This is a genomic window from Pantoea sp. Tr-811 (genome assembly GCF_011752535.1).
Lineage (GTDB): Bacteria > Pseudomonadota > Gammaproteobacteria > Pseudomonadales > Pseudomonadaceae > Aquipseudomonas.
The window spans coordinates 1-18504 of record NZ_VWXJ01000022.1; the positions used below are offsets into that span (position 1 = coordinate 1).

Annotated in this window: 16 protein-coding genes; 11 read left to right on the forward strand and 5 right to left on the reverse strand. The window is 61.8% G+C overall.

Annotated features, from left to right (window positions below; all coding sequences use genetic code 11):
• Positions 1-409: 409 nt before the first annotated feature.
• Both F3J44_RS25270 and F3J44_RS25275 read right to left on the reverse strand, forming a co-directional pair.
• The gene (locus F3J44_RS25270; RefSeq protein ID WP_167277068.1) at positions 410-1129 is read right to left on the reverse strand and encodes a type 1 glutamine amidotransferase; all 720 of its coding nucleotides are present in this window, start codon (positions 1127-1129) and stop codon (positions 410-412) included.
• Between the two features lie 262 nt (positions 1130-1391).
• Positions 1392-2072 carry a pentapeptide repeat-containing protein gene (locus tag F3J44_RS25275; RefSeq protein WP_167277071.1) on the reverse strand — a complete coding sequence of 227 codons (681 nt, stop codon included), beginning with the start codon at positions 2070-2072 and terminating at the stop codon, positions 1392-1394.
• A gap of 304 nt (positions 2073-2376) precedes the next feature.
• Between F3J44_RS25275 and F3J44_RS25280 the strand changes: the two genes are divergently transcribed.
• The 4 genes from F3J44_RS25280 (at position 2377) to F3J44_RS25295 (ending at position 7146) form a co-directional block, all read left to right on the forward strand.
• Positions 2377-3780 (forward strand): amino acid permease, encoded by a 1404-nt coding sequence (locus tag F3J44_RS25280; RefSeq protein ID WP_167277074.1) that lies wholly within the window; start codon positions 2377-2379, stop codon positions 3778-3780.
• 67 nt (positions 3781-3847) lie between these two features.
• On the forward strand, positions 3848-5212 hold the full coding sequence (locus F3J44_RS25285) for an FAD-binding oxidoreductase (RefSeq protein WP_205300180.1): 1365 nt from the start codon (positions 3848-3850) through the stop codon (positions 5210-5212).
• Positions 5213-5225: 13 nt separating this feature from the next.
• Complete coding sequence (locus F3J44_RS25290; RefSeq protein WP_167277079.1) at positions 5226-5576, forward strand: cupin domain-containing protein; 351 nt, start codon at positions 5226-5228, stop codon at positions 5574-5576.
• 58 nt (positions 5577-5634) lie between these two features.
• Positions 5635-7146 carry a CoA-acylating methylmalonate-semialdehyde dehydrogenase gene (locus F3J44_RS25295; RefSeq protein WP_167277082.1) on the forward strand — a complete coding sequence of 504 codons (1512 nt, stop codon included), beginning with the start codon at positions 5635-5637 and terminating at the stop codon, positions 7144-7146.
• Between the two features lie 85 nt (positions 7147-7231).
• Here the strand turns inward: F3J44_RS25295 and F3J44_RS25300 are convergent, their stop codons facing one another.
• Both F3J44_RS25300 and F3J44_RS25305 read right to left on the reverse strand, forming a co-directional pair.
• Positions 7232-8668 (reverse strand): PucR family transcriptional regulator, encoded by a 1437-nt coding sequence (locus F3J44_RS25300; protein WP_167277084.1) that lies wholly within the window; start codon positions 8666-8668, stop codon positions 7232-7234.
• A 117-nt stretch (positions 8669-8785) separates the two neighbouring features.
• On the reverse strand, positions 8786-9823 hold the full coding sequence (locus tag F3J44_RS25305; RefSeq protein WP_167277087.1) for an NADP-dependent oxidoreductase: 1038 nt from the start codon (positions 9821-9823) through the stop codon (positions 8786-8788).
• Positions 9824-10020: 197 nt separating this feature from the next.
• On the opposite strand from F3J44_RS25305, the gene F3J44_RS25310 reads away from it, so the two are divergent.
• On the forward strand, positions 10021-11025 hold the full coding sequence (locus tag F3J44_RS25310; RefSeq protein ID WP_167277090.1) for a helix-turn-helix transcriptional regulator: 1005 nt from the start codon (positions 10021-10023) through the stop codon (positions 11023-11025).
• On the opposite strand, the gene F3J44_RS25315 is transcribed toward F3J44_RS25310, so the two are convergent.
• Positions 10964-11857 (reverse strand): LysR family transcriptional regulator, encoded by an 894-nt coding sequence (locus F3J44_RS25315; protein ID WP_167277093.1) that lies wholly within the window; start codon positions 11855-11857, stop codon positions 10964-10966. The genes F3J44_RS25310 and F3J44_RS25315 overlap by 62 nt on opposite strands.
• Before the next feature lie 133 nt (positions 11858-11990).
• Between F3J44_RS25315 and F3J44_RS25320 the strand changes: the two genes are divergently transcribed.
• The 6 genes from F3J44_RS25320 (at position 11991) to F3J44_RS25350 (ending at position 18503) form a co-directional block, all read left to right on the forward strand.
• Positions 11991-13112: a muconate cycloisomerase family protein gene (locus F3J44_RS25320; RefSeq protein WP_167056523.1), complete on the forward strand. Its 1122-nt coding sequence runs from the start codon at positions 11991-11993 to the stop codon at positions 13110-13112.
• Between the two features lie 84 nt (positions 13113-13196).
• Positions 13197-13487, forward strand: a complete 291-nt coding sequence (gene catC, locus F3J44_RS25325; RefSeq protein ID WP_167277096.1) for a muconolactone Delta-isomerase — start codon at positions 13197-13199, stop codon at positions 13485-13487.
• A 48-nt stretch (positions 13488-13535) separates the two neighbouring features.
• Positions 13536-14474: a catechol 1,2-dioxygenase gene (gene catA / locus F3J44_RS25330; protein WP_370526787.1), complete on the forward strand. Its 939-nt coding sequence runs from the start codon at positions 13536-13538 to the stop codon at positions 14472-14474.
• A 640-nt stretch (positions 14475-15114) separates the two neighbouring features.
• Entirely contained in the window at positions 15115-16446 is a 1332-nt protein-coding gene (locus tag F3J44_RS25340; RefSeq protein WP_205300181.1) for a hypothetical protein, read from the forward strand.
• A 507-nt stretch (positions 16447-16953) separates the two neighbouring features.
• A complete protein-coding gene (iacA, locus tag F3J44_RS25345) occupies positions 16954-18123 on the forward strand; it encodes an indole-3-acetate monooxygenase (protein WP_167277104.1) in 1170 nt (389 codons plus the stop codon).
• A 17-nt stretch (positions 18124-18140) separates the two neighbouring features.
• Positions 18141-18503 (forward strand): IacB protein, encoded by a 363-nt coding sequence (locus tag F3J44_RS25350; protein ID WP_167056511.1) that lies wholly within the window; start codon positions 18141-18143, stop codon positions 18501-18503.
• Position 18504: the final 1 nt, after the last annotated feature.

Below are 18504 nucleotides of genomic sequence, written 5' to 3' on the forward strand. Positions count from 1 at the left end.
TAGCACAGGTCGCGCCTGGTGCCCGACTGAGGTAGATCTGCACTTAGATCTGCTGAATTTACAGGGGGTCCCAGCTTCTTTCGCTACTCGACGTACTTACTGGCGTTTTCACACAGCCTGGACCCATAGCGGCCGTTCACCGTGACATCGTCTGCGCCTATGAGATCGAGCGCCGCCCGCGCGGCGCATCGCGAGCTGTGCTCGCTCCTACGTCTATTTCGGGCCAATTATTCCTGTGAGGTTAGTGCGCGAAGGCTTTGGCGCATGACGCGATTGGCACAGGCATCACTGGCCCGAAACAAACGTAGGAGCGAGCACAGCTCGCGATGCGCCGCGCGGGCGGCGCTCGATCTCATAGGCGCTGAAAAATTCACGGCGAACACATCCGAACACCGCGCTAACCCCGAACTCAAGCCGCCTGGTACTCAGCAACCAGCTTGTCGAGGAAAGTAAACAGCTTTTGGTTCATCTCATCCCAGTCGTTGGCACGCAGTTCGGCTGGCTGCTGTACGAAGGGGCGGTCGGTGAGTGTGAGCAGTTCAGGTTCGCAGGCCGCAATCAGCTGGTCGACGACGTCGCGGGTGAACTCCATGTGGCATTGGAAGCCATAGACCAAATGGCCGTACTCGACGATCTGGCGAGGGCAGCCTTCACTCACCGCGAGAATCTTTGCGTGCGCAGTAAGCCCAGGCATATCGTTGTGCCAATGGCCGACGTCCAGGACATCGCCAAAGTGAGCAACCTTGCTGTTCGCCTTGCCTTCGGCCGTGAGGCTGATCGGGTACATCCCGATTTCCTTTTCCGGGCTATGACCAAACTGCGCCCCTAGCGCTTCACCAATGAGCTGGGCCCCGAGGCAGACGCCCACAACCGCCTTGCCAGCATTGATGGCCTTGCCGATCAGGCGACATTCAGCGGCGGCGTTGAAGTGGGGGCATTGCTCCGGTGTTGTGGCTGGGTCCTGCGGCCCGCCCAGCACCACCAGCAGATCGATGTCGTCCACACGCTCTGGCAACCTGTCATTGAGGTAGACCCGTGAGTAGCTGGTTGCGTAGCCGCGTGCCTGCACCCAGGTTTCATACGCTCCAGGGGCTTCGAACGATTCGTGAACGATGAAATGCACTTTCATGGGCGGGCTCTCGACAAGGGGTAGCACGGTATGGGTAGTGTTCGCGCCCCAATCCGGGGACACAAATCAATATTAATGACACTAAGTGTCATAATCAAGGTCCGTGTCAATGCAACCGCGTCACGGGTGCCTCACCGATCACCGTCTCGTGCGTATCGCATCGTCCCGAGCGGGTCAGCGACGAAGGCTTTTCGCCAACCCCCCGTCCAAGGCCGGCACCATTGCCGGCTGAACGAGCCCAGGCAGTTCGGTTGTGGCTGTGTCACATCACCGTCAGGCCAAGCCCCGCCAACAGCATCGTCGCTTGCGATTTGGAAATGGTTGCACCTTTGAATTGTGCAGCGTCAGTCAATCTCAAGCCGTTCAGGCTGGCCTCGCGCAAATCCGCTTCGTCAAAGCGGGCTCCGGAAACCCGGGCCATGGAGAGGCTGCCGCCATTGATGAAGCGAGACTTTCGAAAGTCGCAGCCGGTGAGGTCGCTTTCGCTGAAGTCCAGGTTGTCGATTTCACTTTTAAAGAATGAAATACCCGACAAGCAAGCACTGTTCAACCGGCACTCCTTGAAGCTGATCGCCAGCGTTGCCGCATTGGAAAAGTCAGAGCCGGTTAACTTGCAGGCTTCGAACCGGGCGTGTGAAAGTTTGCTGCGGCTCCAATTCGAATTGTTGAGGTCGCATTGAACAAATGACGATTCGGATAGCCGTGCTGCAGAGAAATTCGCCTCGCCAGCGCGGCACTTCATGAAGGTGGAAGCCGTCAGGTCGCTTCCCAGGAAAGTCGCCCCCGCCAGGTTGCATGCCTCAAAGACGCAGTGCTCCAGTTTCTTTCTGGAAAAGTCATAGGCGCTCAGGTCAAGACTCAGGAAATGAATCGGCAGGTTGCAAGTGTTGAGGGCTGCCTCTAACTCATGGGCGTTGGATGCGTTGATTTCCAGCGTTTTCATGCGCGTGTAAGGCCTTGAGATGCTGATGAATTAGCGCGCATTTTTCGTCGGGCCTCAGCTTCAAGTCAATAATTGACACAGGCCCTACCGCTGTGAGCAATACAGTGCCATGGCGGACAGTGGGCGCCTCCGAGCCTTATCGGGCGTGAGGTTTACCCCCCCATTTATTGTGCAGTTTTGCATTTGTACATTTGTATGAATTGGATGCTTCGTCTCTGCAATTTGACGATGTTCAGCGTAGTCGCAGCTGCTTAATCTCCTTCCCAGGCTGCGTTGACCATTAATAATTAGAAGGAGACAACCAGTGCCTATTCAGTCAGAACATGATCCTCGCCTCAAGCGTGCGCTCAAGACTCGACACATCAGCATGCTCGCCCTGGGCGGTGTGATTGGTGCCGGTTTGTTCGTCGGTTCCAGCGCGGTCATCGCTTCCACAGGGCCCGGTGCCTTCATCACCTACGCAATCACCGGCCTTATCGTTGCACTTGTGATGCGCATGCTCGGCGAGATGGCCGCAGCGCACCCTGCCAAAGGTTCTTTCGTTGATTATGCCCGCCTGGCATTCGGTCGCCCGGCCGGGTACATGACCGGCTGGCTGTACTGGTATTTCTGGGTCATCGTGGTGGGCTTCGAAGCCGTGGTCGGCGGGCAGATCATCAATGCCTGGCTACCGAGTATTCCGGTTTGGGTCATCGCGCTGGGGCTGATGGTCAGCATGACCTTGCTGAACTTGATGTCGGTGCATTCGTTTGGTGAGGCCGAGTACTGGTTTGCCGGTGTGAAGGTGGCTGCCATCATCGTGTTCCTGGTGGTGGCAGGTGCCTACGTCTTCCACCTGTGGCCCAACTCCACTGCCAGCTTCGACAACCTCACCCAGCATGGCGGTTTCTTGCCCCATGGTGTCGGTTCTTTGTTTACCGGTGTCGTCGTGGTGATTTTCTCCATGACCGGCGTCGAGGTGGCCACCTTGGCCGCCGCTGAATCGCAAGACCCATCACGCAATATCCGCAAGGCGGTGAACACTGTGATGCTGCGCATCCTGGTGTTCTTCGTGCTGGCCACCTTCTTCATCGTTGTCGCTCAGCCTTGGACCGCGCAGGTTCCAGGCAAGTCGCCCTTCGTGAGCACGCTTGAGCACATCGGCATTCCGGGGGCTGGCGACATGCTGACCGTGGTTATTCTGGTGGCGGTGCTGTCGGTTCTGAACGCCGGGCTCTACACCTCGTCGCGTTTGCTTTACGTGCTGGCCGCCAACGGCGAAGCGCCGCGCTGGATCGCTGGTGTGAATAGTAAAGGGGTGCCGGTTCGCGGCGTCATCGCCTCGACCCTGGTGGGTTATGGCTGTGTGGTCATCGCCGCCCTTTGGCCAGACACCGTGTTCCAGTTCCTCATCAACTCCTCTGGCACGGTATTCCTGTTCGTCTACCTGATGATCTGCCTGTCGCAGCTCAAGCTGCGCCGCAAATGGGTAGCCGAGGGCTCGTTGAAGTTTGCCATGTGGTGCCATCCCTGGCTGGCGCTGTTGGTCACGGCATCGATCATTGCCGTGCTGGCAAGCATGGCCTTCGACCCCTCCATGCAGGTGAGCCTGCTGCAGTGCCTGATCGCAATCGTTGCCATTGGCGTCTCGTACATCGGCTTGCAGCTGTCGCGAAACCGACGCGAGCGAACGTTGAACCAGGTTCAGCCGGCCACCAACAAAATCTAGTTTCTCGCTTTACCACCCTTGTTCCAGGCATCAATGGGAAGCCCACAGCATGTCAGCGAAATCAGTTTTGTCCCAGTTACCCAACCGGCCTTTGTGGTTCGAACCTGCCCGGCCGCGCATGCGCCTGGAAGGCGACAGCCAGGCCGATGTGGTGATCGTCGGTGCCGGTTACACAGGGTTGTGGGCGGCGTACTACTTGCTCAAGAGCGACCCCAGCCTGCGTGTAGTACTGCTTGAAAAGCGCGAAGTGGGCTTCGGCGCCTCGGGGCGCAACGGCGGTTGGGCATCGGCGATCTTCCCGATTTCCCTTGAGCGCGTCACCCAGATGTACTCGCACAGCGCTGCCCTGCGCTTGCAGCAGGCCATGAACGAAACCGTCGATGAAATTGGCCGTGTCCTCGCCCTTGAGGGGGTCGAGGCCGACTTCGCCAAGCAGGGTTTCCTGTCCCTGGCGCGCAGTGCGCCGCAACTGGCCAGGGCGCGCGCGGCCGTGCAGGCCTCGGCGCGCTTCGGCCTGCCAGATCAGTGGCGTGTTCTGGAAGGTGCCGAGGCGCAAGGCCAGGTAGGTGCCCAAGGCACGCTGGGCGGGCTGTACACCGAGCATTGCGCCTTGATTCACCCGGGCAAGCTCGTGCGTGGCCTGGCGCGTCTGGTAGAAAGCCTGGGCGCGAAAATCTACGAGCAGTCGGCGGTAACGCAAATGTCGCCAGGTGTGGTGCATACCGCGCATGGCTGCGTAAAAGCGGAAATCACCGTGCGTGCGACCGAGGCTTTTACCTCCCAGCAGCCAGGGCATTCTCGTTTTGTTATCCCGCTGTATTCGCTGGTGCTGGCCACCGAGCCACTGCCTCGCGACGTGCTGCGCAAGCTCAACCTGGATCACCGCATGGCCTTCAACGACATGCGCCACCTGCGGGTGTATGGCCAGGTTACCGCCGAAGGCCGTCTGGTGTTCGGGGGCCGGGGCGCCCCTTACAACTGGGGCTCGCGCATGACCGATGAAGCCGACCTGGTCGACAGCATCCACGCCAAGATCCACGACACCCTGGTCGAATTCTTCCCGGACCTTGCCGATGCGCGCATCACCCACCGTTGGGGTGGTGCATTGGGCGTGTCGCGCGACTGGTGCCCCACGGTCAGCATCGACCGCAACAACCGTATGGCCTGGGCCGGCAACTACGTGGGCGATGGCGTGGCCACCAGCAACCTGGCCGGGCGCATCCTGCGCAACCTGATTCTTGAGCGTGAGGACGACGTCAACACGCTGCCTATCGTCAATCACCGCTCGCCTTCCTGGGAGCGCGAGCCCCTGCGCTGGCTGGGTATCAACAGCGGGCTGACCGCCGCCTCGCTGAGCGATATCGAAGAGCGCTTCACCCATCGTCCATCCCGCACTGCGATGTTGCTGGAAAAGCTGACTGGTGCACATTAAAGAGGAAACCACCGTGACGACTTTCACGATCATCAAGTCCGCTGCGATCCAATCGTTGCCACTGAACCCTGCCGGCCAGCGCGCTGGCGCCGACCAGGGCGATCCGCAGATCGCCATCCAGGCCCTTGCCCCCGACGCCGTCGGCAACCTGGGCGTCTGGGAGTGCCAGCCAGGGGGTTGGCCGGTAATCAACCGTCCCGACACCGAGTTCACCTACATCATTTCCGGGCGTGCCTTGCTGACTGACGACCAGAGCAAGGAAGTCGTGGAAGTCACGGGCGGTGACTTGATCATCCTGCCGCCGGGCTGGACCGGCCGCTGGGACGTGATCGAGACCGTGCGCAAGGTCTACGCCATTTATTGATTGCCCGGCGGGGCAGGCGCCCCGCGCGGCTTACCCCTTTGAAGATGTGAGAGCAAAGATGACCACCACCATTAGCAACTGGATCTCCGGCGCCCGTGCCGATGCCACCAGCGGCCTGCAGCAGCCTGTCTACAACCCGGCGACCGGTGCTGTTACAGGTCAGGTGCAACTGTCGGCACAGAAGGATGTGGACGCTGCCGTAGCCTCGGCCAAGGCCGCCTTCCCGGCCTGGAGCAACCTGTCGCCGCTGCGCCGTTCGCGCGTGCTGAACAAGTTCCTGGCGCTGCTCAACGAGCACCGTGATGACCTGGCCCGCATGATCACTGCCGAGCACGGCAAGGTGTTCACCGACGCCCAGGGCGAAGTGATGCGTGGTATTGAAATCGTCGAGTTCGCCTGCGGCGCGCCGCAGTTGCTGAAAACCGATTTCACCGACCAGGTGAGCACCAACATCGACAACTGGACCCTGCGCCAGCCGCTGGGCGTGGTGACCGGTATCACCCCATTCAACTTCCCGGTGATGGTACCGATGTGGATGTTCCCGGTCGCCCTGGCCACCGGCAATACCTTCGTGCTCAAGCCCAGCCCGCTGGACCCGAGCCCGAGCCTGTTCATTGCCGACCTGCTGAAGCAGGCGGGGTTGCCGGATGGCGTGTTCAACGTGGTGCAGGGCGATAAAGACGCGGTCAACGCGCTGATCGAGCACCCCGATGTGCAGGCCGTGTCGTTCGTGGGCTCGACCCCGATTGCCAACCACATCTATGAAACCGGCGCCCGTCACGGCAAGCGCGTGCAGGCCCTGGGCGGCGCCAAGAACCACCTGGTGGTGATGCCCGATGCCGATATCGATCAGGTCGTCGATGCGCTGATGGGGGCTGCCTATGGCTCGGCCGGCGAGCGTTGCATGGCCATCAGCGTGGCCGTGTTCGTGGGCGAAGAAACAGCAGAAAAAGTCATGCCGAAGCTGATCGAACGGACCCTGGAACTCAAGGTGCTCAACGGCACCAACCTCGAAGCCGAGATGGGCCCGATCGTCACCCGTGCTGCCCACGAGCGTATCACCGGTTACATCGAGCAAGGCGTCAAGGAAGGCGCTACGCTGCTGGTCGATGGCCGGGAATTCAACGGCCAGACTGCGGGCGAGGGCTGCGCGGATGGCTTCTGGATGGGCGGCACGTTGTTCGACAACGTCACCCCGGACATGCGTATCTACAAGGAAGAGATCTTTGGCCCGGTACTGGCTTGCCTGCGGGTGAAAGACTTTGGTGAGGCGGTGGACCTGATCAACGCCCACGAGTTCGGCAACGGGGTCAGCCTGTACACCCGCGATGGCCACATCGCCCGAGAGTTCGGCCGCCGTATCCAGGTGGGCATGGTCGGCATCAATGTGCCGATTCCCGTGCCGATGGCCTGGCATGGTTTTGGCGGCTGGAAGAAAAGCCTGTTCGGTGACATGCATGCCTATGGCGAGGAGGGCGTGCGCTTCTACACCAAGCAGAAGAGCATCATGCAGCGCTGGCCGCAGGCGATTGCCAAAGGTGCTGAGTTCGCGATGCCTACCAGCCACTAAGGTATCGGCCTGACAGGTTATGAAAAACGGCCCCGCCCACGCAGCGGGGCCGTTTGCTTATGTACGCCGGGGCAGTGCAGGGGCTTTAAAGCAACTCGGTATTCTTGCCCGCCTGCAGCGCGATCCAGAAGCGGGCGATGCCTTGGGTGGTGGTGGGGTTGAAACCGGTCAGTTGTTCAACGAGTTTTATGCGGTAAACAAGCGTCTGGCGGTGAATGCCGAGGTCGAGTGCGCTGGCTTTCCAGTTGCCGTCGTTTTTCAGAAAGGTGGTCAGTGTTTTCAACAGTGACGCGCTTTGAACTCGGTCGTGTTCAATCAGCGGACCCAGGTAGCGTGCCACCAGTGCGCGCGCCTCTGGCAAGGATTTGGGGGCCATGATCAAACCGGTATCCGCTTCGCCATAGCGCAGGGTCGGCGCATTCAGTTCTGCGGCCTGGGTCAGCGCCAGGCGGGCCTGGCGTGCCGCTTCCCGGTAGCCGGTTGCCGTGGTGATGGGCCCGCTGATGCCTATTTGTGTACCTGCGCCCAAGGCTGCCAGCAGCGCCTGAAACAGGGCGCTGTCATCGCGGCTGATCGCCAGTAGTACGTTGTGCTCGGCCAGCAGGAGGGGCGTTGCTGCGTACAGGGCAGGCGTATGATGAAGGTCGTCGAGTGTCCGCGGGCCCTTGGCTCCTGGCCTGATTACCAGCGCAACGAGGGTGCCGGTCAAGCCTCGGCGCTCAAGCATCGGCCGCGTCAGCGTCAGCTCGACTTCGCTGTCGAGCAGGTTGTGCAGCAATGCCGCGCCTTCCTCGCGCTGATGATCCCGAACAATCATCTGCCGTTCCAGTTCCACGCCCAACAAGCCTACCAGTGAGCGGACCAGTATTGAATCATCGAGAGAGGGGTGGGGCCGTCGGCTGATGACCAGGTTGGCCTGGGCCCGCCCTCCAATCGGGATGCGCTCGACATTATCCAGCGCGGCGCCCAGCGCATGCCGGCTCTCGACAATGTGGGTGCCAGTGATTGCATCTTCGATGGCCAGGTCCACTTCGAGGCTCTTGGCAAGAATGGCCAAGCGGCCAGACATATCAGGTTCCGTGCGTAATGCCTGGGCATAGGTTTGGAACAGCCGCTCACTGGCATTGAAACGCTCGCGTTGCGCCTGCAACACGCTTTCGATGACATAGTGCGAAAGCTTGACGAACTCAAGCTCGAAGCTCGCATGCAGCAGTGGGAACAGCAGGCGGTCTGCGGCCTGCAGCAGTGCAGCCGAAAGCTTGGGGGCATCGTCACGTGGGGCTATGACCAAGGCGCTTGCATTGCTTTGTACCAGCTTTTCCAGCCACTGCACTTGCGCTGGAGCCTCGTGGGGCATGCCCACGCCGGTGGTCATCACCAGGTCGCCTGGCGATACCCACCGCCAGGGGTCGGGAAGGTCCACGGTGTGTGCCCAAGTGATCAGCCTGGCGGCCCCAGCCAGGCCGGCCACCGCCTGCAGCTTCAACGGGTCGACGGCAATGAGATCGTGCACTGAAAGCATGGCGTTTCTCGCTTCAACAAGGGGCGCGTGTTTGCAGAACAATCGCGTCGCCCTATCATCGCAGAACGACAACGGGATAACCCCAGGGCACAAGAAAATAACAAGCAGGCACCGTGTTCACTCCAGCTCAACCAGCACCAGGCCTTTCAAACGCCCGGCGCAGGCTTCCTGCAAGGCCATTGGGGCTTGGTCCAGGCCTTTGACCAAGGTGTGGGCGATGTGCAGGCCACCCTCACCCTGCCAGTTGGCCAGTTGACGGATCCAGGCATCGAACAGCTCCGGTGCTTCTTCATCGGCACTGAAGCCACGGAGGGTCACCCCACGCAGGATCAGCTGGAAAGTGTCCAGCTCCACCGGTGCCTTCAGCGTGGCGCTGTGCGGGTTCAATTCTGCCGACACCGCCCCCAGCAGTACGCAGCGGGCGCCGTGGCGGGCTACTGCCAATGCCGCCGCCAGTTGCTCGCCACCAACCATGTCGACGATCACGTCGATGCCTTGCGGGGCCGCTTGGGCCAGTTGCTCGCGCACCGGGCCGGCATCCCGGGTGACGACGGCGTCGTAGCCCAACTCGGTTTGCATCCAGCGGGCTTTTGCCTGGCTACTGGTGGTTCCGATCACCCGGCTGGCGCCCAGCAAGCGGGCGATCTGCCCGGCCATGCAGCCAATGGCGCCAGCACCGCTGGTCACCAGTACGGTGTCGCCCGGGCGTACCTGCACACCGTTGACCAGCGCCGCATAGGCGGTCCAGCCATGGCCCAGCCAGGCGGCCGGGTCTACTTGCGGGGTGTCGATGAGCGTGCACTGGTCTGCGTCTACCAGGGCGTGGTCGCGCCAGCCCAACGGGTGCATGACCAGGCTGCCGACCGCCAGATCAACGCCATGGCCTGCCTGCAGCACCTGGCCAATGGCACCGTCGGCCAAGGTGTCGCCGGGCTTGAGCGGCGGGAAGGGAATGCCTTGCACCGCCTCGGCGCCGGCTTCAGCCATCAGGCGGGTGGAAATGGATACGCGGAACCAGCGATTGCGTACCAGCACCTGTCCTGGGCCCGGGGCAGTGGCGGCGGCCTGCACCACGGCAAAATGCTCGGCCTTCAGTTCGCCTGAGTCGTAACCCAGCAGTTTCACTTCGCGCACGATGGGGGGCAGTTCGGTCATGCTCGCACCTCTGATGGTTGGATCGGTTGGCAGGCCGTGCGCAGGGCACAGTCTCGGGCGTTGATTCAGGTGCGGCCACTATAGGGCTGTTAATGCGAATAAATCTGGTTACACTTTTAGGCCATCCGGATTTTGAGTGTGGCAATTCGGATCGCTGCACAGGGTTCGCGACCTGTGCGCCACAAGGAGTGATGAACATGAGCTACCGGATATCGCCCATGGACAGGGAGGAGCCGTTTGGCCTTGGCCAATCGGCCTGGCAGCGCGCCTGCTTGCCGCAACGCCTGGGCAGCTGTTTCACCGACTCCCTCAGCTTCGATGACGGCCTGGCAGTGGCCTACTCCAGTTTCGATCCGCAGCAGGACCTGGTTGAGGCGGGGTCGTTCGAAGGCGAGCGCGCCCTGACGGTGGCGATTGCCTTGTCGGGGCGTTCAAGCAGCACCGGCATGGACGGCCAGCGCCATGATTTTGTATGCGGCCACAGCACGGTGGCCACCTACGGCAGCCTGCAAGGTGAACGGTGCTATCCGGCCAAACAGGCTATCCGCCAGTTGCGCCTGACGGCCAAGGCACCGTTGCTGCAGCGCTATGGGCTTGAGTACCTGCTCGATGGCGAGGCCAAGGGGTTGTCGGCCAAGCGCCTGTTCTGCGCCAAGCACAGCGTGGCCATCCAACGGCTGGCCGATTCGCTGGTACATCTGCACGACACCTGCGGCGGCCTGCTCGATATTCACACCGCCGCGCTCGGCCTGCTTGCCGAACAGATCCGTCCGCTGGTCCCGTCGCCGGCACCGGTGCAGCGCACGCTCAGTGCCAAGGACAAGGACGTGGTGCTGGCTGCGCGCGACATCCTGCTCAGCCAATTCGACCGCAAGCTGACCATCGGCTACCTGTGCGCTGCACTGGGCACCAACGAGTTCAAGCTCAAGCAAGGCTTTCGCGAGGTGTTCGGTACCAGCCCCTACCGCCTGTTGACGGATATCCGCATGGCCAAGGCCCGGGAATGGCTGGAAGCCGGTTTGCCTGTGTCTTCAGTGGCGTACAAGGTCGGCTTCGAGCACCTGTCGAGCTTCAGTGCAGCGTTCGAAAAGTATTACGGGTGTACGCCCAAGTCGCTCCGTCAGGGCAGGGCGCAAGCGCTCAGCGCCGTGCGCCGTGGGGCCGCTGACGAAGCTGGCCAAGGAAGTCCAGGCAGCGCGTGATCAGCGGGCTGTTGTCGCCGGCGCGGCGGCTGAGGATGATCGGGCTGACTGCGCTGGTGTCTGCCAGCTTCACGTAGTCGATGTCGGTTCGGTGTTGCTGCTGCACCGATGAGGGCACCAGGGCAATGCCCACCCCAGCAGCCACCAGGCCTATCGCTGTCTGCAACTCGTTGGCCCATTGGTTCACTTTCAGGCTCATGCCGTGGTGCGCGAACAACGCCAGCACGTGGTCGGCGTAGCTTGGCCTGGGGTTGGAGGGGTAGAGGATGAAAGGCTCCTTGGCGAGCTGCGCCAGGTTCACCGGCTCCCCCGCCAGGGCATGGCCGTGGGGCAGGGCCGCGACAAGCGGGTCTTCCAGCAGTGTCACCTGCAAAATGGCCGGGTCTTCGATGCGCAGCCTGCCGAATGCGATGTCGATCCTGCCCTTTTTCAACGCATCGACCTGTTCGAGCGTGGTCATTTCGCTCAACCCCAGCTCCAGCTCAGCGTCCTGGCGCAATTCTCGGATCAGTTCCGGCAGCACGGCGTACAACGTGGAGGGCGCAAAGCCGATGCCTAGCCATTGTTTGTGCCCGCGGCCAATACGGCGGGTGTTCTGGCTGATGCTGTCCAGTTGTTCGAGCAACGTGCAGGTCTGTTCATAGAAAAAACGCCCGGCTTCGGTCAGGCGCAGGGGGCGCTCGCGGTGGATCAACAGGGTATCGAGCTGTTCTTCAAGCTGGCTGATCTGCCGGCTGAGCGGCGGTTGGGCGATGTGCAGCAACTCGGCGGCGCGGGTGAAGTTGAGCGTCTCGGCGACGACCTTGAAGTAGCGAAGGTGGCGAAGCTCCATCAGACCTCCGAGGTATGGTTGCAGATTTAATTGATATTGGACGCAGTCAGGGTGTCGGGTAATGCTTGAACTATCAAGTAAATATCCGGCTTGATCGGCTCCCCGATCAGGCCACGAGCGGACCTCAAGACCTATGCCCAACGCCGTAATCGAACAGATTGATGCCGTGATCGTCGACCTGCCCACCATCCGCCCGCACAAGCTGGCCATGCACACGATGCAACAACAGACGTTGGTCGTGCTGCGTGTGCGCTGCAGTGATGGCGTGGAAGGTATCGGTGAATCCACCACGATCGGGGGCCTGGCCTACGGCTATGAAAGCCCTGAAGGCATCAAGGCCAACATCGATGCCTACCTCGCACCCGCACTGGTGGGCATGGCTGCCGACAACATCAATGCCGCCATGCTCAAGCTGGACAAGCTGGCCAAGGGTAACACCTTTGCCAAGTCCGGCATCGAGAGCGCCTTGCTCGATGCCCAGGGCAAGCGCCTGGGGCTGGCGGTCAGCGAACTGCTGGGCGGCCGGGTACGCGACAGCCTGGAAGTGGCCTGGACCCTGGCCAGCGGCGACACCGCCCGCGACATCGCCGAGGCCCAGCACATGCTGGAAATTCGCCGCCACCGGGTATTCAAGTTGAAGATCGGCGCCAACCCGCTGCAGCAGGACCTCAAGCACGTGGTGGCGATCAAGCGCGAGCTGGGCGACAGCGCCAGCGTGCGGGTCGATGTGAACCAGTATTGGGACGAATCGCAGGCGACCCGTGCCTGCCAGGTACTGGGCGACAACGGTATCGACCTGATCGAGCAGCCGATTTCGCGCATCAACCGCGGCGGCCAGGTGCGTTTGAACCAGCGCAGCCCGGCGCCGATCATGGCCGATGAGTCCATCGAGAGCGTCGAGGATGCCTTCAGCCTGGCGGCGGACGGCGCTGCCAGCGTGTTTGCCTTGAAAATCGCCAAGAACGGCGGCCCGCGCGCCGTGCTGCGCACCGCGCAGATCGCCGAGGCCGCGGGCATTGCCCTGTATGGCGGGACCATGCTCGAAGGCTCGATCGGCACGCTGGCCTCGGCCCACGCCTTCCTCACCCTGCGCCAGTTGACCTGGGGCACGGAGTTGTTCGGCCCGCTGCTGCTCACCGAGGAGATCGTCAACGAGCCGCCGCAGTACCGCGACTTCCAGTTGCACATTCCACGTACCCCAGGCCTGGGCCTGACCCTGGACGAACAGCGCCTGGCGCGCTTCGCCCGCCGCTGAACGGCCCCGAGCAGGCGCGGGCTTGGCCCGCGAATATCGGCAGGGCACGCGGCAGATCAACGATTCGTATAAGGAGAAACCCCCATGCTGTTCCACGTCAAGATGACCGTGAAACTGCCAGTCGACATGGACCCGGCAAAAGCTGCTCAGCTCAAGGCCGACGAAAAGGAACTGGCCCAGCGCCTGCAGCGCGAGGGCACCTGGCGCCACTTGTGGCGCATTGCCGGGCATTACGCCAACTACAGCGTGTTCGACGTGGCCAGTGTCGAGGCCCTGCACGACACGCTGATGCAGTTGCCGCTGTTCCCCTACATGGACATTGAAGTCGAGGGTATGTGCCGCCATCCATCATCGATCCACAGCGACGACCGCTGATTGGGGCTCAGCGCTCCAGATACCTGACAACAACAATTCGAGGTAAGCATCGTGACCGTGAAAATCTCTCAAACTGCCGAGATCCAGGCTTTTTTCAATGAAGTGGCGGGCTTGGGCCATGCCCAAGGCAACCCACGTTTCAAGCAGATCATCCTGCGTATGCTGAACGACACCGCGCGCCTGATTGAAGACCTGGAAATCACCGAGGACGAGTTCTGGCACGCCGTCGACTACATGAACCGCCTGGGCGGCCGCAATGAAGCCGGCCTGCTGGTGGCGGGGCTGGGCATCGAGCACTTCATCGACCTGCTGCAGGAGGCCAAGGATGCCGAGGCCGGCTTGAGTGGCGGCACCCCGCGCACCATCGAAGGCCCGCTGTACGTGGCTGGCGCGCCCATCGCGCAGGGCGAGGCGCGCATGGATGACGGCCTTGATCCAGGTGTGGTGATGTTCCTTGAAGGGCAGGTGTTCGATGCCCAGGGCAAGCCGCTGGCCGGGGCCACGGTCGACCTCTGGCACGCCAACACCCACGGCACCTACTCGTACTTCGATTCGACCCAGTCCGAGTACAACCTGCGCCGCCGGATCATCACCGATGCCCAGGGCCGCTACCGCGCACGCTCCATCGTACCGTCGGGGTATGGCTGCGATCCGCAAGGCCCGACCCAGCAATGCCTGGACCTGCTCGGTCGCCACGGCCAGCGTCCGGCCCATGTGCATTTCTTCATTTCCGCGCCGGGGCACCGCCACCTGACCACCCAGATCAACTTCGCCGGTGACAAGTACCTGTGGGATGACTTCGCCTATGCCACCCGCGACGGGCTGATCGGTGACCTGCGCTTTGTTGACGATGCGGCTAGCGCGCGGGACCGTGGGGTACAGGGCGATCGCTTTGCCGAGCTGGCGTTCGACTTCCACCTGCAGGCGGCCCAGGCGCCAGCGGCCGAAGCCCGCAGCCACCGCCCGCGGGCGCTGCAGGATGCCTGATTCACGCGCTTGGATGTAGGTGAATCGAGCCAGGGCGCGATGCCGTTGTCAGGGCTGCCATGCGCCTGCCTTGAGAGGTGTAGCGCCTATGAGATCGAGCGCCGCCCGCGCGGCGCTTCGCGAGCTGCGCTCGCTCCTACGTTTGTTTGGGCCAGTTATGCCTGTGAAATGCGCGCGCGACCGCCTTGTTTGTACGGCGCGATGTTACGCCATGCGCTAAAGCGTTCGCGCGCAAATGCCCCTGTTCCCACTGGCCCGAAACAAACGTAGGAGCGAGCGCAGCTCGCGAAGCGCCGCGCGGGCGGCGCTCGATTTCACAGGCGCTGAAATCTGTTGGCGATCACCCGGAGGCCTTTACACAATCTCCTGTCATGCCCCTGGTCCATCTAATGCCCTATGTGAAAGCGCCCGTCAGGGCTGCCATGCGCCTGCCGTGAGAGGTGTAGCTTCACGGCTGTGGCGACCATATGCAAAACGCTGTCAGGCATGACCAATCCACGGCCCGCTGCCTGCGCCAGAATCCTCCCACGCCATCGAACCTGGCATGGCCTGCAACCCTGCTGGCCTCGTGACAACACATTCGCCAATAACAACAAAAAGGCGGGCCGACCCTGCGGTCTGCCAAGGGAGTTGCTTTGCCATGAAATCGTATCTGGGTACTGCGCTGGGGCGCTCTGTATGCATGTTGGGTGGGCTCTGGTGCTGTGCGGTACCGGCATTCGAGCTGGTCGATGGGCCTGACACCAAGCTGTCGTTGGATCTGGATGCCGTGCTGGGCGCTTTTCACAGCCAGAAGAATTACCAGGTTTGGGGTAACCGCGAGGCGGGTCACTCCAGCTGGCAGGAGGGCTACGTGAAATACGGGTTCAGCGGCAGCCTCACGGGTGATGGCGTGGGAACCGTCTTCGGCAAGGCCAACAGAGTTGCATCGGCTACCTGGGGCGATGGCGATGCCGCAGGCTTCACCAACGGCAGTGAGCGGACAGACAAGTGGGAAGAAGCCTACGCCGGTTGGCGTTCGGCGGATCTCTTCCCCGTGTTGGGCCAGGATGGCATCGAGATTTCGGCCGGGCGTCAGGCGGTGTTGCTCGGTGATGGTTTCATCGTGGCCGGCGACGGCATCAGCGCCGGGCGTGGCCTGGCCGGTGATGCGTACAACCGCGGTGGCGGGTACTACATCACGCCAAGGCGGGCGTTCGATCAGACGCTGTGGGTCAAGCTCGTGGGTGACCAGGGCTTGCACGGCTCACTGGGCTGGTTCAAGTCCGACAACCCGATCCAGGCCAAGGTCGAGATGGCCTTTTCCACGCTTGAATACACCGGCGCTGCCGGCACGCTGGGGCTGACCTACCTGCATGGCCTTGGGGTCGACAAGCAGTTCGCCGTCGATGCACAGGCCGACCGTGACGGCATGGATGTGTACAGTATCCGGGCGGCTGGAAATGCCGGCGTCGAGCAGCTGTTCCTGTCCTCTGAACTCGGTTGGCAGAACACCCGACGCGGGAATGCCCAGGCAGGCTACGTCGAGGCGGCATGGACGTTCGCAAGCTTGCCCTGGCAGCAGACCCTGGGTTACCGCTACACCGAATACGGCGCGCATTGGGACGCCCTGCTCTACGGCTTCACCCGAGGCTACGGCACCTGGTTCCAGGGGGAGGTGGCCGCGAACTACGCAGGGCCATTCGGGGCCAATACCTCGATCCATCATCTCTATTGGCGCGCCCAGCCACATGAGCGCCTGGCGCTGAATGTGCTGGCCTACGATTTCCGTACGCATCGCCCCAGTGGTGCGCCAGATACCTCCGGCCGCGAGCTCGACCTGACGCTGGACTGGACGCTGACGCCAAACGTGGTGGTGTCGCCGATGCTTGGGTTGTACGACCCCAAGAAAGACGCAGCGCATGGGGGCCTCCAGGCCGGCGACAGCAACCTCAATGTCTACACGGCGCTCGTGATTTCTACTCATTTCTGACGCGGGGCCGCAGCCCCGATCCTGAACGCATGGCAGAGGCTAGGGCAGCTCTGCCATGCGTTTTCGTTTGTGCTCTGAGCGATTTTATTCGCAGACAATCGGCCTGCTCAAAGCGTTCGTTTATCGGACGTTTTTTACAACCATTCGCGCTAGGTCGAATCAGAATTTGGAAATATATAAATCAATAAATCCTTTTAAAATCAATAATATAGAATAGTTATCAATAATCATTGCTATTTGATTGGGTGAGGTTTTTACAGTGAATGTCGCGTGAATAATCAATTGACAATTCACGTAAATAATCGCAAATTTTGGCCATCGGCACATACAACAAGAGAGACATGCCATGCCGCCTGTTCAAGCCCCTTTCAGCGAAAGTGGTGCGTGCGTTCGTATCGAAAACACGGCCACACCTCAACCGATCATCGCTAGCGCCCGTTCCCCCAAGGGGTACGGCATTTCCCTTCCTGCCCCTCGTTCCAACCGTGCCTGAGACGGAGAAACTCTATGGATTCGCTATGCCTGCGTGCAGCGCCTGTGTCGGCGCTTTCCTCTGGTTCAGCCTTCGAGGCTTTGCTTGAAGGTGTTCGAGATCGTGCCCGACTGGGCGAGTTCGATCGTCAGCGCCACCTTTCCCGAGACGTGATCGATGCGTTCAAGGCCCATGGCGTGTACCGCGCCCTGGTGCCCCAACGGTTCGGCGGCCTGGAATGCTCGCCTGCACAGTTCTGCGAAATGATCGAACGCATCTCCCATGCCGACGGTTCCGCTGGTTGGGTGGCGAGCTTCGGCATGAGCCCGGTCTACCTGGCGGCGCTGCCGCTGGAAACCATTGCCAAGATCTACCAGCAGAGCCCGGATACGGTGTTCGCCGGTGGCATCTTCCCGCCGCAACCTGCCGAGGTCGTCACCGGCGGCTTCAAGGTCAACGGCCGCTGGAAATATTCCAGTGGCTCGATGGGCGCCGACATCATTGGCGTTGGCATTGCCCCGCGCAACGGCGACAAGCTGGACCTGCCGCGCCTGGCGGTGATGCCGAGCAGCCAGGCGCGCATCGAGGCCACCTGGGACACCGTGGGCCTGTTGGGCACCGGCAGCCACGACGTGGTGGTCGAGGATGTCGTGGTGGGCGAGGAGTGGACGTTCGTTCGGGGTGGCCAATCCAACCTCGATGAACCGCTGTTCCGCTACCCGTCCTTGTCGTTGGCCACCCAGGTGCTGTCGGTGGTTGGGCTGGGCGTGGCGCGTGCTGCGCTGGATGAACTGTCGGGCATGGCCAGTGGGCGGATTTCGGTCACCGGCGCGCCGGCGCTGGCAGACCGCCCTCTGGCCCAGGTCGATGTGGCCAAGGCCGAGGCTGCGCTGCGTTCAGCGCGGGCCTTTTTCTACGACTCCATCGAGCAAGCTTGGACGCACGTGCTGGCGGGTGACCCGGTACCGGTCGAGGCCACCAATCTGCTGCGTTTGTCCTCCACCCACGCCACGCGCGTGGCTGCCGAGGTGGCGCGCAGCGCGCAGATGCTCTCGGGCATGACCGGCATCTACAACCAGAGCCCGCTGGCCCGCTGCGTCAACGACGCGCAAGTGGTTACCCAGCACGCCTTCATGGGCGATGTCACCTACCAGAACGCCGGAGCCATGTTCTTCGGCAAACAGCCCCTTCCGGGCTACCTGTAACTATCGGGACGACTGAAATGAGCGATAAGAAAGCGTTGCGCGTGCTGTTCTGCATGGGCATCAACCAGAACTTCTTCGATGCCCCGCGTGAGGAGCAACTGCAGGTGTGGGCCGCCTTCAGCGCGATGTGGAACGGCATTCATGACCTGGCCGGGGTCAACGTGCTCGGCAATATGGATGACGACCAGGGCATGGTCGGCCCATCCGATGGCTTCCCCTGGACCACCTACCTGCTGGCCGACGTGCCAGACATCGAAACCGTGCATGCCGCCTGCAACCTGTTCCGTACCACGGCGGTGGGCGAGGGGCCGTTCAAGCTGTGGCGCTATGCCAAGGTCGAGGCCCGTGTCGGCCGCGAACTGATTATCCAGCGCGCCTAAC

Coding starts and splice junctions, on each gene's coding strand:
- F3J44_RS25270 (WP_167277068.1), bottom strand. CDS start 1,129: ATGAAAGTGCATTTCATCGTTCACGAATCGTTCGAAGCCCCTGGAGCG.
- F3J44_RS25275 (WP_167277071.1), bottom strand. CDS start 2,072: ATGAAAACGCTGGAAATCAACGCATCCAACGCCCATGAGTTAGAGGCA.
- F3J44_RS25295 (WP_167277082.1), top strand. CDS start 5,635: ATGACCACCACCATTAGCAACTGGATCTCCGGCGCCCGTGCCGATGCC.
- F3J44_RS25300 (WP_167277084.1), bottom strand. CDS start 8,668: ATGCTTTCAGTGCACGATCTCATTGCCGTCGACCCGTTGAAGCTGCAG.
- F3J44_RS25305 (WP_167277087.1), bottom strand. CDS start 9,823: ATGACCGAACTGCCCCCCATCGTGCGCGAAGTGAAACTGCTGGGTTAC.
- F3J44_RS25310 (WP_167277090.1), top strand. CDS start 10,021: ATGAGCTACCGGATATCGCCCATGGACAGGGAGGAGCCGTTTGGCCTT.
- F3J44_RS25315 (WP_167277093.1), bottom strand. CDS start 11,857: ATGGAGCTTCGCCACCTTCGCTACTTCAAGGTCGTCGCCGAGACGCTC.
- F3J44_RS25320 (WP_167056523.1), top strand. CDS start 11,991: ATGCCCAACGCCGTAATCGAACAGATTGATGCCGTGATCGTCGACCTG.
- catC (WP_167277096.1), top strand. CDS start 13,197: ATGCTGTTCCACGTCAAGATGACCGTGAAACTGCCAGTCGACATGGAC.
- F3J44_RS25340 (WP_205300181.1), top strand. CDS start 15,115: ATGAAATCGTATCTGGGTACTGCGCTGGGGCGCTCTGTATGCATGTTG.
- iacA (WP_167277104.1), top strand. CDS start 16,954: ATGGATTCGCTATGCCTGCGTGCAGCGCCTGTGTCGGCGCTTTCCTCT.
- F3J44_RS25350 (WP_167056511.1), top strand. CDS start 18,141: ATGAGCGATAAGAAAGCGTTGCGCGTGCTGTTCTGCATGGGCATCAAC.